At 74.2% G+C, this 14612-nt stretch carries 8 protein-coding genes; 5 read left to right on the top strand and 3 right to left on the bottom strand.

The window, feature by feature from the left end; all coding sequences use genetic code 11:
• The first annotated feature begins 364 nt into the window (after positions 1-364).
• The 3 genes from R7226_RS28785 (at position 365) to R7226_RS28795 (ending at position 4607) form a co-directional block, all read left to right on the top strand.
• Complete coding sequence (locus R7226_RS28785) at positions 365-1759, top strand: cytochrome P450 (RefSeq protein ID WP_318600914.1); 1395 nt, start codon at positions 365-367, stop codon at positions 1757-1759.
• Positions 1756-2682, top strand: coding sequence for an alpha/beta fold hydrolase (locus R7226_RS28790; RefSeq protein WP_318600915.1), 927 nt, complete (start codon positions 1756-1758; stop codon positions 2680-2682). Before R7226_RS28785 ends, R7226_RS28790 begins: the two co-directional genes overlap by 4 nt.
• Positions 2683-2837: 155 nt before the next feature.
• Positions 2838-4607: an ABC transporter ATP-binding protein gene (locus tag R7226_RS28795; protein ID WP_404827923.1), complete on the top strand. Its 1770-nt coding sequence runs from the start codon at positions 2838-2840 to the stop codon at positions 4605-4607.
• Here the strand turns inward: R7226_RS28795 and R7226_RS28800 are convergent.
• On the bottom strand, positions 4561-5019 hold the full coding sequence (locus R7226_RS28800; protein WP_318600917.1) for a hypothetical protein: 459 nt from the start codon (positions 5017-5019) through the stop codon (positions 4561-4563). The genes R7226_RS28795 and R7226_RS28800 overlap by 47 nt on opposite strands.
• Before the next feature lie 88 nt (positions 5020-5107).
• On the opposite strand from R7226_RS28800, the gene R7226_RS28805 reads away from it, so the two are divergent.
• Both R7226_RS28805 and bktB read left to right on the top strand, forming a co-directional pair.
• Positions 5108-6052, top strand: a complete 945-nt coding sequence (locus R7226_RS28805; protein WP_318600919.1) for a GlxA family transcriptional regulator — start codon at positions 5108-5110, stop codon at positions 6050-6052.
• A gap of 46 nt (positions 6053-6098) precedes the next feature.
• A complete protein-coding gene (gene bktB / locus R7226_RS28810) occupies positions 6099-7280 on the top strand; it encodes a beta-ketothiolase BktB (RefSeq protein ID WP_318600920.1) in 1182 nt (393 codons plus the stop codon).
• A gap of 15 nt (positions 7281-7295) precedes the next feature.
• Here the strand turns inward: bktB and R7226_RS28815 are convergent, their stop codons facing one another.
• Positions 7296-9137, bottom strand: a complete 1842-nt coding sequence (locus tag R7226_RS28815) for a hypothetical protein (protein WP_318600921.1) — start codon at positions 9135-9137, stop codon at positions 7296-7298.
• A partial coding sequence (locus tag R7226_RS28820) for a hypothetical protein (RefSeq protein WP_318600922.1) occupies positions 9130-14612 on the bottom strand: 5483 nt, incomplete at its 5' end. The genes R7226_RS28820 and R7226_RS28815, both read right to left, overlap by 8 nt.

Genomic DNA, 14612 nt, shown 5'->3' on the forward strand with positions numbered 1-14612 from the left:
CGCCACGCGCGGCGGCGGTCGGCGCGCCAGCGTTCGGCGCGGCGGCCGTCGCCAACGCCGGTTCGCCCGCGCCAGCGATCGGCGCGGCCGCCGCTGCCAACGCCGGCGCGGCGAGCGCGAGCAGGAGCGTGACGGCGCACGCGAGCACCGCGCGCGCGATGAAGCGAGAGGCGAGCATCGGCGCTCACGATGGCAGACGGCCAGCCGTCGCGGATGTCCGCGCGCCAGTTGCGGGATCGCACGGCGCTGCCGATACGCGCGTGCGCGCAGGGCCCGCTGGACATCCCCGGTACGAGCGGGTACCGTGACGGTACTGCGGCGTACCGAGCGCGCCGTGCCGCGACTGCGCAGAGGGGAGTTCGCGATGGGTGAGACGGCCGAGGCGACGAGCAGGACGGACGCACCGATCGAGGGGCTGCCACCCGGTCCGCGGATGCCGCGCGCGCTGCAGGACGTCGCGACGGTGACGCGCCTGCGGCCCTTTCTGCGCCGCGCCCAGCGCCGCTACGGCGACATCTTCACGGTCAGAGTCCACCGCTTCGGCAACATCGTCGCGGTCGGCGATCCGGAGCTGATCAAGCGCACCTTCACCGCCTCGCCGAGAACGCTCTACTCCGGCGAGGGCAGCGCGCTCGGCCCGGTGCTCGGGATCAACTCGCTGCTGGTGATCGACGAGCAGATCCACCTGCGCCAGCGCAAGCTGCTGCTGCCGCCGTTCCACGGCGAGCGGATGAGAGCGTACGAGTCGACGATCGAGCGGATCGCGACCGACGAGCTGGCGCAGTGGCGCGAGGGCGAGGAGTTCCCCGTCGCCCCCTCGACGATGCGGATCACGCTGCGCGCGATCCTCGTCGCCGTCTTCGGCGCCCACGACGAGGTGCTCCAACGGCTGGAGGAGCTGGTCCCGCGCATGACCGAGCTGGGCTCGGCGCTGACGCCGGTGCCGATCCTCCACCACGACCTCGGCCCGCTCAGCCCATGGGGCCGCTTCCGCCGCATGCGGGCCGAGTTCGACGCGCTCTGCGACGACCTGATCGACGAGGCGAAGCACGACCCTGAGCTGGAGCGGCGCCCCGACGTGCTCGCGCTGATGGTGCAGGCCAGACACGACGACGGCTCGCGGATGCGCAACGAGGAGATCCGCGACCAGCTGATGACGATGCTCGCGGCCGGCCACGAGACGACCGCGGCGACGCTCGCCTGGACGGTCGAGCGGCTGCGGCGCCACCCCGGCGTGCTCGCGCGGCTCGTCGCCGAGGCCGACGCCGGCGGGCGCGACTACCGCGACGCGACGATCCGCGAGGTGCAGCGGCTGCGCCCCGTGATCATGTTCTCGATCCGGATCGTCAAGCGGCCGTTCGAGCTGGGCGGCTATGTGCTGCCGCCCGGCACGCGGATCGCGCTCGGCGGCGCGCTGACCCACTACGACGAGCGGCTCTTCCCCGACGCGCTCAGATTCTCGCCCGAGCGGTTCCTCGGCAGAGCGCCCGAGACGTACGCCTGGATCCCCTTCGGCGGCGGCATCCGGCGCTGCATCGGCGCGACCTTCGCGCACATGGAGATGGACGTCGTGCTGCGCACGCTGCTGCGGATGTGGACGCTGGAGCCGACGACCGCGCCGCCGGAGCGGCTGAAGTTCCGCGGCGTCGCCTACGCCCCCGCCGACGGCGGGCTCGCGCGCGTGCGGCGGCGAGAGCCGCGCGCGCTGCCGGCGCGAGCGGTGCGCGAGCGCGTCACGATCACGGTGGCACCGGCATGAGCGGCACGACGACGACCGACGGAGGCAGCACGATGGAAGATGAGCGACTGCTCGACGCCGGCAACGGGATCACGCTCTGCGCACAGGCGTTCGGCGACCCGGACGGCACGCCGCTGCTGCTGATCTCCGGTCTCGGTCAGCAGCTGATCGCGTGGCCGACCGCGCTGTGCGAGCAGCTCGCCGCGCAGGGCCTGCACGTGATCCGCTTCGACAATCGCGACGTCGGCCGCTCGACGCGCGCGGCCGTCCCGCCGCCGAAGCCGCAGCAGCTGCTGACGCGCCGCTTCGCGCCCGGCCAGTACACGCTCGCCGACATGGCGCGCGACACCGCCGGCCTGCTCGACGCGCTGGAGCTGGAGAGCGTCCACGTCGCCGGCAGATCGATGGGCGGGATGATCGGGCAGACGCTCGCCGCCCGGCACCCGCGGCGGGTGCGGTCGCTGACCTCGATCATGTCCACGACCGGGGCGCGCAGAATCGGCCGCCCGGCACTGTCGACCTGGCGGCTGATGCTCGGCAAGCCGTCGAAGGAGCGGACGGAGTCGATCGAGCGAGCGGTCGTGCTGTGGCGCCACATCGGCTCGCACGGCTTCCCCTTCGACGAGGCCGAGGTGCGCGCGCTCGCCGGCACCGCCTGGGACCGCGGCCACGACCCGGCCGGCGTCGGGCGCCAGCTCGCAGCGATCATCAAGTCCGGCGACCGCACGCGCGAGCTGCGCACGATCGCGGCGCCGACGCTCGTCGTGCACGGCGATCGCGACCGGATGGTCGCGCCGACCGGCGGCGACGCGACCGCCGCCGCGATCCCCGGCGCCCGTCAGGTCACGATCGCCGGCATGGGCCACGACCTGCCCGTCGGCGCCTGGCCGCGGCTGACCGAGCTGATCGCCGGGCAGACGCGCAGCGCCGTCGCCGCGCGCTGAGGCGCAGGACGCGCGCCGGGGCGGCGCGGGGCGCGGACGTGCGGAACTCCGGAAGCGGGCGCGACCGCCTACCCTTGGCCGTCGTGCCCGACGCCGCCGTCAACCCGCTCAAGCGCCTCTGGCGACGTGCGCCGCGCTACCGCGGCCGCGTCGTGATGGGCACGACCTGGGCGGTCCTCAACCAGATCTTCGACATCCTGCCGGAGCTGCTGATCGGCGTCGCGATCGACGTCGTCGTGCGCGAGGGCGACAGCTTCGTCGGGCAGTGGACGGGGATCGAGGACCGCGAAGGGCAGCTGCTCGCGCTTGCGGGCGCGACCGCCGTCGTGTGGCTGCTCGAATCGCTGACCGAGTACCTCGCGCAACGGGCATGGCGAACGCTCTCGCAGGAGCTGCAGCACGACCTGCGGATGGACGCCTACGGCCACGTGCAGGAGCTGGAGCTGGCGTGGTTCGAGGACCGCGAGGCCGGCAGACTGCTGACGGTCCTCAACGACGACGTCAACCAGCTCGAGCGGTTCCTCGACGTCGGCGCGCTGCAGATCATCCAGACGGCGACGAGCGTCGTCGGGGTCGGCGTCGTCTTCTTCGTCATCTCGCCGCTGCTGGCGGTGCTCGCCTTCCTGCCGATCCCGGTGATCGTCGGCGGCTCGCTGCTGTTCCAGAGACGGCTGGAGCCGCGCTACGCGAACGTGCGCGAGCAGGCCGGCCGGCTCGGCGGGCTGATCGGCGGCAACCTCGGCGGGATCGCGACGATCAAGGCGTTCGGCGCCGAGAAGCGGGAATCGCGGCGGGTCGCCGAGACCTCGCGCGCCTACGCCGCCGCCAACTACGAGGCGATCACGCTCAGCGCCGCGTTCGTGCCGGTGATCCGGATCGCGATCCTGATCGGCTTCATGGTCACGCTCGTCGTCGGCGGCCACCTGACCTTCAACGGCACGCTCGAGATCGGCATGTACTCAGTCCTCGTCTTCATGACGCAGCGGCTGCTGTGGCCGCTGACGGCGCTCGGCGAGACGCTCGACCTCTACCAGCGCGGGACGGCGTCGCTGCGGCGGATCCTCGACCTGATCGACGCGCCGATAGCGGTGCGGCCCGGCGCACGCGAGCTGCCGCCGCGCGCCGCCGGCGCCAGCGGCCGCGCGGTCGTCTTCGACGCCGTCAGATTCGTCTACCGCGACGGCGACGGCTCGGTCCGCACGCGCGTCCTCGACGGCCTCGACCTCGACGTGCGCGCCGGCGAGACGCACGCGATCGTCGGCCCGACGGGCGCCGGCAAGTCGACCGTCGTGAAGCTGCTGCTGCGGCTCTACGACGCCGACGGCGGCGCGGTCACGATCGACGGCGAGCCGGTCGGCGAGCTGACCTTCGACTCGCTGCGCGGCGAGATCGGCTACGTCGGCCAGGACACCTTCCTGTTCGACGGCTCGGTCGCCGACAACCTCCGCTACGGCGCCCCCGACGCCAGCGACGAGCAGCTGCGCGTCGCCGCCGAAATGGCAGAGGCGCACGAGTTCGTCGCGGCGCTGCCGCACGGCTACGACACGCCGGTCGGCGAGCGCGGCGTGCGGCTCTCCGGCGGGCAGCGCCAGCGCCTCACGATCGCCCGCGCGCTCGTGCGCGACCCGGCGATCCTCGTGCTCGACGAGGCGACCTCCGCGGTCGACAACGAGACCGAGGCGGCGATCCAGCGCTCGCTGCTGCGCGTCAGCCGCGAGCGCACGACGATCGTGATCGCCCACCGCCTCTCGACGATCCGCCACGCCGACCGCATCCACGTGCTCGACGGCGGGCGCGTCGCGGAGGCCGGCACGCATGACGAGCTGCTGGAGCGCCACGGCCGCTACGCGGCGCTGTGGGCGGTGCAGACCGGCGAGATCACGCCCCGGTCGTCGAGCCCGGCCGCACGATCATCAGCACCGTGACGGTCGCCCAGAGGATGTTGAAGAGCCCGGCCGTCATCGCGAGCCGGGCGCTGTCGGGCGGCTGATCGCCGCCATCCAGCTCACGCAGCGTCCGCTCCTGCAACGGCAGCACGAGCCCGAGCAGGATGCCGCCGGCGAGCGCGGTGAGGACGATCGAGACGTTCAGCCAGACGTCGCCGAGCACGCCCATCGCCGCGGCGGTCGCGAAGCCGAAGGTGGGCACCAGCAGCGCGAGCAGCGCGTAGACGCGCGTGATGCGGTGGAGCGTGCGCAGCGCGGCGCGCGGGGCCGGATCGGCGGGCGCCGCGAACGCCTCGCGGGCGGTGCGGGGGAAGACGCTGGCGGCGACCGTCACCGGGCCGACGGCGACGATCGCGACGATCACGTGGAGGGAGAGCAGGAGCTTGGTCATCGATCCGTGACCGTATGGGCGCGTCGGCGCGCGGACAAGTGGCAGGAATGCCACATGTCAACGGGTTCTCGCCAAGTATGTTGTGGCGATGCACACCGTCGCCGTGCTGGCGCTCGACGGCGTCGTCCCCTCCGACCTGGCGACGCCGCTCGACCTCTTCGGCCGCACCTCGCTGCTCGACGGGCAGCCCGCCTACCGCACGCTCGTCTGCTCCCCGAGAGCGACGGTGACCGCGGGCAGAGGGCTGTTCACGCTGCGCGCGCCGCACCGGCTCGACGCGCTCGCCGGCGCCGACACGATCGTGCTGCCGGGGCTGGAGGATCCGCTCGCGCCCGTTCCCGCCGCCGTGCTCGACGCGCTGCGCGCCGCCGCCGCGCAAGGGACGCGGATCGCCTCGATCTGCGTCGGGGCCTTCACGCTCGCGGCGACCGGCCTGCTCGACGGCTGCCGCGCGACGACGCACTGGCTCGGCACCGCCGAGCTGGCCCGCCGCCACCCGGAGATCGACGTCGACCCGAACGTCCTCTACGTCGACAACGGCCAGTTCCTCACCTCCGCCGGCGCGGCCGCCGGGCTCGACCTCTGCATTCACGTCGTGCGGCGCGACCACGGCGCCGCGGTCGCCGCCGGCGCCGCCCGCACCGCCGTGATGGCGCCCGAGCGCGACGGCGGCCAGGCGCAGTTCATCGTCCACCCGCCGCCGGCCCCCGACGGCGCGACGCTGGCGCCGCTGCTGCGCTGGATCGAGCAGAACTGCCACCGCGACCTGACGCTGGAGCAGATCGCCGCGCAGGCGTTGATGAGCACGCGCACGCTCAACCGCCGCTTCCGCGCGCAGACCGGAACGACGCCGCTGAAGTGGCTGCACCGCTGCCGCCTGCGGCAGGCGCAGCACCTGCTGGAGACCACCTCCCACCCGGTCGAGCAGGTCGCGGCGCAGGTCGGCTTCGGCTCCGCGACGACCTTCCGCGACCGCTTCAGAGCGCTGCTGGGCACCAGCCCGCAGGCCTACCGGCGTGCCTTCCGCGGCTAGGTCGCCAACATCAACGGGCGTCGATTTCCCCGAGGAGACCCCACTGATGACCGATGTCGTGATCGCTTCCGCCGTGCGCACCGCCGTCGGCGGCTACGGAAAGTCGCTGAAGGACGTGCCGCCGAACGAGCTGGGCGCGATCGCCTCGCGGGCCGCGCTGGAGCGCGCCGGGGTCGCTCCCGAGCAGGTCGAGCACGTCGTCTTCGGCAACGTGATCCACACCGAGCCGAGAGACATGTACATGGCGCGCGTCGTCGGCATGAAGGCGGGGCTGCCGCAGGAGACGCCGGCCTTCACCGTCAACCGCCTCTGCGGCACCGGCGTGCAGGCGATCGTCTCGGCGACGCAGGCGATCCAGTCGGGCGACGTCGACGTGGCGCTGGCCGGCGGCTGCGAGTCGATGAGCCGCGGCCCGTACTGGCTGCCGAGCGGCCGCTGGGGCGCGCGGATGGGCGAGACGACCGTCACCGACCCGGTCTCGGGCGCGCTGACCGACCCGTTCAACGACATCCTGATGGGCGTCACGGCCGAGAACCTCGCCGAGCGCCACAGCATCACGCGCGAGGAGCAGGACGCCTTCGCGGTCGAGTCGCACCGCCGCGCCGCGGCCGCGCGCGACGCCGGCAAGTTCGAGGGCGAGATCGTCCCGGTGACGCTGAAGACGCGCAAGGGCGAGGTCGAGTTCAAGGTCGACGAGCACATCCGCGACGACGCCTCGCTGGAGGGGATGGCGCGGCTGAAGCCGGTCTTCAAGCGCGAGGGCGGCACCGTCACCGCCGGCAACGCGTCGGGCATGAACGACGCCGGCGCCGCGACCGTGCTGCTGAGCGCCGACAAGGCCGCCGAGCTGGGCACGACCGTGAGAGCGCGGATCCTCGGCTACGCCTCCTGCGGCGTCGACCCGAAGGTGATGGGCATCGGCCCGGTCCCGGCGATCCGCAAGGTGCTCGACCGCACCGGCGTGACGCTCGACCAGATCGGCGTCTTCGAGCTCAACGAGGCGTTCGCCGCGCAGGCGCTGGCGGTGATGAAGGAGCTCGACCTCGACCCCGCCAAGGTCAACCCCAACGGCGGCGCCGTCGGCCTCGGCCACCCGATCTCGGCGACCGGCACCGTCATCACGACGAAGGCGATCGCGGAGATGGAGCGCGAGGGCCACGAGTACGGGATCGTCTCGCTCTGCATCGGCGGCGGCCAGGGCATCGCGCTGCTGCTCGGCAAGCCGTAACGCCGCGAACGCCGCTCACTCCGGCGGCACGTCGACGGCCTGGTCGAACGCCAGGCCGCTGCCGCCGGAGAGCCGGCCGGTGCCCTTGCGGGCGCCGAGCCAGAGGAAGACCGAGCCGTCGCGCCAGCGCGTCCGCTGCCACGACTGCGTGACGCGCGCGCCGGCCCGCGGCACCTCCTCCTCGGCGAGGTAGTACGGCGCTCTTCTCAAGCCTTCGAGCCCCGGCCGCATCAGCGCCGTGCGCGGCCGCACGATCCCGGTCGGTCTGACTCTGTCGCCGTCGATGAAGCGCGGCAGCGCCGAGCGCTGCAGCATGATCGAGCGGTCGCTGCCGGGCACGTGCACCGGCATCAGCGGGATCCACTGCTCGGGGATCCGCGTCATCGCCTCGTAGCGCGATCTCGCCTCGGTCTCGAACGGCGGCGGCGCCACGGGGCCGCCGCGCAGCCGCTCGATCCAGGCGCGCGTCTCCAGTCCCGCCTCGGCGCCGGGGCGGCTCGACCCGTCCGGCAGCGGGACGGTCTGCTCGACCGCCCACGCCATGTTCGCCATCTCGTCGTGGACGAGCAGGACCTCCTCGACCGGCTCGCTCTCGAGCGCCTTCGGGACGGTCGGGAGCAGCAGCAGCGAGCGGTCCGCCGCAGCGTCGTCGATCCCTCTGACGTTGAGCGTGAACATCGACCAGCGCTGCCAGTCGTCGTCGGCGCCGCTGCCGGCCGGCTCGATCCAGGTGCGCTCGCCGAAGACGTTCGTGACCGCCATCCCGCGCACGGTCGCGACCGACCCGGCCGGCAGCGTGCACGGCAGCACGAACCAGTCGTTGGAGTAGACGAGCGCGAACTCGAGGTAGAGCAGCTTCGCCACGTCGGTCGTGGCGGCATCGACTCTGCCGAGGTTGGTGCGGCGGTCCTCGAAGGCCCACCAGCGCGCGTTCGGCATCCCGTCGAAGGCGACCGGCGACGGCAGCGCGGTGAAGGTGACCGGCTCCGGCAGGTCGGCCGGGTTCTCGCCGTGCGGGTCGAGCGTCTCCGCGTCGGGGTCGACGTCGACCGCGTACCAGTCGAGTCGCCCGCCGACGTACTCCTCGGCCGCCAGCACCTTCTCGCCGGCGCCGGTCGGCGCGGAGGCGGAGAAGCGGTACTCCATCCGCGGCGGCTCCCACGCGTCCTGTTCGGTCGGCTCGGCGAAGACGCGCGCCGCCCACGCCAGCAGTCTCGTGCCGGCGGCGTCGAGCGCCGCGCCGTCCACGGCTCTCGCCAGTCTGATGTTGTCGGAGGCGCGGTGCGACGAGGTGTCGCGCAGCCAGGCCAGCAGCGCGCCGCCGTCGAGCGCGCGCCCGGCTGCCGCCGCGTACGACTGCCACACCTCCGGGTGAGCGGCGCGGCCGGCGTCGGCCTCGGCTCTGGGATCGGGCTCGGTGATCGGGTAGGCGTCGAGGTAGGCCTGGCGGTAGTCGCCGATCGGCGCGATCTGCCGCAGCCACCAGCGGCCGATCGCCAGCCGCACGTCGAGGCCGAAGCGGGCCGGGCGGCGCTCGACCGTCGTCTCCAGCGGCGTCGCCGGATCGAACGGCTGCGGGTCGGCGGAGCCCGGCGCGCCGGGCAGGTAGCGCGTCAGCCGCGTCCGCTCCAGGTGCAGCTTCGCCTGCACCGGCGAGCCGGCGTCCTCGCCGTGGAACTCGCCGAGCTGCCACTGGCGCGAGAGGAACCACAGGGCGTCGCGCACCTCGGCGCGCAGCGCGCGGTCGAAGGCGATCGTGCGCGGCCGCCCTTCGAGCCGGTTCCAGACGGTGATCGAGGGGAAGCGGCGCTCCTTCAGCGTCGCCGACAGGTCCTTGAGCGGCAGCACCTCAGCCATCGCCTGCCTCCTTCGCCGCGAGCTCCGAGATCTTCGGGTTGTTGAGCGCGAGCGCGAGGCCGATCGAGAGGCCGCGCAGCGTCGTCGCCGAGACGGTCGCGGGCAGGAAGCGCGCGTACGGCGTCCGGTCGACGTGGACCGGCTCGACCGCCCGCTTTCTCGCCATCGCGAGCGTGTCGTCGAGCGCGCCGACGACGTCGTCCCAGACCCAGCCGCCGGTCTGCTCGGTCGGCAGCACCAGCAGCAGCGCCTGCGGCGGCTCGGAGTTGGGGCGGTCGAAGTGGGTCGCGATCGCGGTGTCCTGCGTCTCGGCCGGGATCACCTCGGTCCACTCGTCGAGCAGCAGGCCGCAGCGGCGCGCGGCCGGGTCGAAGCCGGCCGGCAGATGCGCGGTGTAGAGCAGCCGGTCCTGGTCGAGCACGGCGTCAGGCGGGAAGCCGAGCGCGAGCCAGTGGTCGCCGGGCAGGAACGGCAGCTGCAGGGGTGTCAGCCGGGGCTCGGCGAGCCCGAAGGCGTCGGCCTGCAGCGCGACCTGCTCCCAGGCGCGCGCCTGGTCGCGCACGCGCGCGACGCCGGTCAGCCACTCGTCGAGCGGCTGCTCGACGCCGAGCACGTCGGTCAGGTGTCTGGTCAGCGAGCCGTCGCCGGCGGCGGCGATCGCGTTGGTCGTCTCGGCGGCGTGGTCGGGCGCGACGCCGGCGTCGGGGACGAGCACGAAGCCCTCGCCGAAGATCGCCTGGGCGGCCCGCGTCAGCGCCTCGACGCGGGCAGCCCCGGTGCTCGCCGCGGCCTGCTCGGCGAGCGCCGCCTGCGCGGTGCCTGCGCGCCGCTGCACCTCCGCGAGCACGACCGCCGCGGCGGCGAGCAGGTCGGCGTGCAGCGTCGCGAGCGCGGCCTCCTCGGGCGCGAGGTCGAACGGCTCGAGGTCGACGTCGGTCAGCGGCAGCAGCGCGCCGACCGCTCTCAGCAGCGCCGCGAGCGTCGCCGGCGGTCTCGCGACGATGCCGGCGAGTGCCGCACGCCGCGCAGCGAACGCTCTGCGCCGCGCGGGCAGCGCTCTGCGCAGGTCTCTGAGGTCGGCCGGCACGGCGGTGACGTCGGCGGCAACGGAGATCTCGGCGCGGCGCAGCAGCATCAGGCGCGTGTCGCGCTGGACGGTCGCCGGATCGACCGCGTCGTGCTCGGCGATCAGCCCGTCGAAGTCGGCGAGCTTCGCGTCCCACGTCCCCAGCCGCTCGGCGAGCCGCGCCAGCAGCGCGGCGGCGACGTCGCGCCGCTGCGCGTAGGCGAAGCCCCAGCCGGTCTGCGGCACGCCGTGGAGCGCGGCGCGGTCGAGCAGCGCCGCGGTCTGGTCGATCGTTCTGTCGACGGCGGCGGCGCGCGCGGCCGCCGCGCCTCTGACGAGCGTGTCGAGCGTCGTGACGCCTCTGGCGAGGTCGGCGGCGAGCGTCTGCAGCCCTCTCAGCGCCGCCGTGACCGGCGACGGGTCGCGTTCGAGGTCGGCGTCGCCGCTCTGCGTCGCGTCGTCGGAGAGCAGCCAGTCGCCGCCGCGCAACGGCCGCGCGCGGCCGACCAGCGAGCGCAGCCGCCGCACCGGCGCCGCCACGTCGAAGACGCGGATCGCGCCGCCGGCCGGGTCGAGGTAGCCGATCCGCGGCAGCACGTCGAGCGGCACCGGCTGCGTCGCCAGCACGCGCGCGACGACGCGGTCGTCCAGCTCGGCCATCTGCTGGCCGCCGTCGGCGTGCACGACCGTGAGCAGGTCGACCGGCCGCAGCCCCAGCTCGGCGAGCGTCACCGTCGTCTCGCCGCCGGGGCCGCCGCGCGGGTCGCTCCAGCTGACGTGGACCTGCACGTCCGCGAGGTCGGGCAGGACCGTCTCCAGCCAGCGGTCGACGCGCGGCTCGGCGAGGGCGCGCGGGGTCGCGCCTCTGACGGCGGACGCGCCGGGGTCGAGCTGGAGCGCGAGCCGGTGCGTCAGCGCGACGCCGGGCCGCGGCGTGCGCACGACCTCCGGCTCGGGCGGGAAGCCGCCGGTCGCGACCGTGTCGAGCGCGGCGGCGGAGGCGTCGTAGCGCGCCTGCGTCGCCTGGTGGACGCTCTCGGCCAGCAGCAGGTCGCCGACGGCGTCGTTGACGTCGCGCAGCCGTTCGACCTCGAGCTCGATCGCGGCGCGCTCCGCGGCGGTCGCGTCGCCCGGCAGCAGCGTCGCTCTGCCGAACGGGTATCTGCGCAGTCTCGGATCTCTCTCGACGTGCTCGACGAGCCGCAGGCCGTCGGCGACGTTGCGCGCCGCGACCAGCGGCGCGTCCGCGTCGTCGTCTCTGACTCTCGTCGCTCTGATGCGGTTGGCGACGAGCGGGAAGGCCGTCCGCAGCGGCAGGATGAAGCGGTCCAGCTCGACGCCGGGATGGCCGTCGTGGAGGCCGCGTTCGAGCCGGTAGCCGAGCAGCGCGCCGAGTCTCTGCCCGTTGCGCATCCCCTCCAGCGTCGCCATCGCCAGCCGCACGCGCTCGGAGGAGAGATTGACGGCGAGCGGCTCGGGGTTGCCGTCGGCGGCGTTGGAGAGGTAGCCGGCGCGCAGCACCGCGGCGGTCACGGCCTGGTCGGCCGACGGCGCGTGGACATAGCCGCCGTTGGCCGAGTCGCGTTCGAGCAGCGGATCGCCCGCTCTCTGGAAGATCTTCGCGAGCTCGTCGGGCAGCGGCTCGACCGGCGTCCGTCTGCCCTCGGAGGGGCGCACGTCGAGCAGCCAGCCGAACGCGCCGAGGTGGGCGCCCTCGGGCCGCTGCTCGCGCATCCGCTCCAGCCGCGCCGCGAGCCAGCCGGTGCGCCAGGCGTCGAAGCGGTAGGAGCAGGTGTCGACGTGCTCGGCCAGCAGCCGCTCCAGCCGCGCGGTCGGCGTCTGCGCGAGCCGCTCGATCGCCTTCAGCTGCTCGCCGAGCTGATCGGTCTCGGGCTTGGAGCCGAGCGCCTGCGCGATCAGCTCGCCGACCGGCGTGCCGGGATCTATCGTCGCGTCGGGCTCCAGCAGCTGCGCCCAGCGGCTCTCGGTCTGCGATCCGTTCGCGACGTGGATGAACGGCGGCTCGCGCCGCAGCGCGCGCACGCCGGCATCGGGCAGCCCGGCGCTCCTGCGCAGCCGCACGCCCGCGTCGGCGTAGCCGAGCAGCAGCGCGTGGCGCAGCATCAGATAGAGCAGCACCGTGGGCCGTCGGTCGTCGATGAAGCCCTCCTGGCGCCGCAGCGCCTCGAGCGAGTCGCGCCCGGCCTTCGCGAGCCAGTCGAGGTAGTTGACGCCGCCGTCGGTCCAGACGCGCACCGGCTCCGCTTCCGACAGCGGCCGGTCGTCGACGAGGTCGCCGAGCAGTCTCCCCTGTCTGCCGAGGAAGTAGCGGTCGAGGATCACCGGCCGCTGCTCCTTCGTCAGCCCGAGCTTCTCCAGCAGCGCCTGCGCCGGCTGGTCGAGCGCGGCTCTGAACAGCAGCTGCAGCAGCAGCTCGAAGAAGCCGAAGAGGCCGGCGAGGTTGGCGAGGTGGTCGAGGCTCTCGGCGTAGCGGTAGTGGAACTCGGCCGAGGCGGGATGGAGCCCGAGCACCTCCAGCAGCGCCTGCTCGACGTCGCCGCCGGGCGCGCCGAGCGCGGTGACCGACTGCGACAGCTCCGTCCAGTCGCCGTCGACGCGCTGCAGCAGGTCGAGCAGGCGCTGGAGGAAGGCGTCGTCGACGCCGCCCTCGCCGCCTCTGACCGGCGCGAAGTCGCGTATGCGACGCAGCCGCGCGAACGCGATCGACGGCACGATCCCATACGGCTGCTGGCCGATCCGCAGCGCCGGCAGCGGCCCGCGGCCGCTGACGTAGCTGGTGAAGAAGGCGCGCGCCTGCTCGCTGACGGCGTCGTCGGTGAGCGGCTCCATCAGCGTGTCGAGGAAGTAGCCGAGCGTCGCCGGCCACAGCGCGACGTTGAGCGCGCGCGCCTCCGACTGGTCGACGCCGTGCGCGCCCGGGACGGGGTTGAGCAGGGCGGGGTCGATCCCGAGCCCGTCGGCGAGCCAGCGACCGTCGCGCCGCTCGAGCGCCGGCGGGGCGGGACCGCTCAGCTCGCCGCCGTCGCGCAGCTCGTCGAAGGCGGCGTCGGCCTCCTGCGTCTTCGTGAAGCCGGTGCCGGCCTGCTCGGTGTTGTTGGTCGGCGTCCCCTGCGGGACGAGCGCGAAGCCGCCGCGACCGTCGCGGTGGTGGGCGAGCAGCTCTTCCAGCCGCGCGCGGCTCTCCTTCGGCTGGTCGCCGAGCCGCACCCCGACGACGGTGACGCGCTCGGCGCCGGACTTCCACTGCTCCTCACTGAGCGGGACGCGGAAGCCGAGCCCGTCCTTGACTGCGCGCTCGAAGTCGGTCGTCCACAGCAGCTCGTCGGCGACCTCCAGCTCGCCGCTGTCGAGCAGCGGTCTCAGCTGCGGATCGGTCGCGCTGGGGTCGGGGCCGACCTGCAGCGGGCTGGGGATCGGCTCGCCGAGCTGCTCGACGGTCGCGCCGCCGCTCTGCACGACGCACAGCAGCCGCTCGGGCAGCAGCCGCACGACCGGGGGCCGGCTCCACGAGCGCGAGCGCGCGCCGGGCTCGTCCGGGAAGCGGATCGCTACCGTCACGACGGTCGCGTCGGCGCGCGCGACGCCCTTCGGCGGCAGGTCGCCGAAGCCGAGCGGCGTCGTCGCCGCCCACAGCGTCTGCGCCTGCTCGGCATCGCCCAGCTCGGCGGTCAGCGTCGCGAGCGCGGCGGCCTCGGCGGCCCCGTCGGCGCCCTCGCGCCACGCCCCCTCCCACAGCTTTCTCAGCAGCTCGACGGTCCCGTCGGCGACGCTCTGGTCGATCGGCAGCGCGAGCACGAGCGCGTCGGCCGGCACCGCGGCGGGGCGGTCGCCGGGGTTGAGCGGCGCCTGCCGCTCGCGCAGCCAGCGGGCGCGGCCGACGCCGTGGCTGGCGACGAGGTTGCGCCATGCGGCCCGCTCGCCGCCCTCGTCGCGGCTGCGCCACAGCGCCTGCCAGTAGCGGCGGGCACTGTCCAGCTCGATCAGCGACGGCTCGTCCTCGAACGTGTCGACGAGGCAGGCGTCGGGGAAGACGCGCACCCACAGCTCCCAGCTCGTTCTGAAGAGCGGGCGGCCGATGCCGACTCTCACTCTTCTGACGGGCAGCCGTCTTCCCGCGACCGCGGTCACTATCCGCTTGAAGCGCGTCTCCAGCCGCAGCGGGAAGAGCAGCAGCGGCAGCTCGTCGGTCAGCTCGGCGACGCCCTTGCGCGGGTCGGCGAGCGGCGCGAAGGCGGTGAGCCGCTCGCGCAGCGCGTCGCGCGCGGTGAGGCGGGCGTCGTGCGCCTTCGCCGCCGCGGTGGCCGCCGACTTCGCCGACCGCTGCAGCTTCGCGCGGGTCGGGTCGGCGCCGCGGCCGGGGCCCCGGCGCCGGTAGGCGTCGAGCCGCG

The organism is Conexibacter stalactiti, from assembly GCF_033542075.1.
GTDB classification, from domain to species: domain Bacteria; phylum Actinomycetota; class Thermoleophilia; order Solirubrobacterales; family Solirubrobacteraceae; genus Conexibacter; species Conexibacter stalactiti.

Coding starts and splice junctions, on each gene's coding strand:
- R7226_RS28785 (WP_318600914.1), top strand. CDS start 365: ATGGGTGAGACGGCCGAGGCGACGAGCAGGACGGACGCACCGATCGAG.
- R7226_RS28790 (WP_318600915.1), top strand. CDS start 1,756: ATGAGCGGCACGACGACGACCGACGGAGGCAGCACGATGGAAGATGAG.
- R7226_RS28795 (WP_404827923.1), top strand. CDS start 2,838: ATGGGCACGACCTGGGCGGTCCTCAACCAGATCTTCGACATCCTGCCG.
- R7226_RS28800 (WP_318600917.1), bottom strand. CDS start 5,019: ATGACCAAGCTCCTGCTCTCCCTCCACGTGATCGTCGCGATCGTCGCC.
- R7226_RS28805 (WP_318600919.1), top strand. CDS start 5,108: ATGCACACCGTCGCCGTGCTGGCGCTCGACGGCGTCGTCCCCTCCGAC.
- bktB (WP_318600920.1), top strand. CDS start 6,099: ATGACCGATGTCGTGATCGCTTCCGCCGTGCGCACCGCCGTCGGCGGC.
- R7226_RS28815 (WP_318600921.1), bottom strand. CDS start 9,137: ATGGCTGAGGTGCTGCCGCTCAAGGACCTGTCGGCGACGCTGAAGGAG.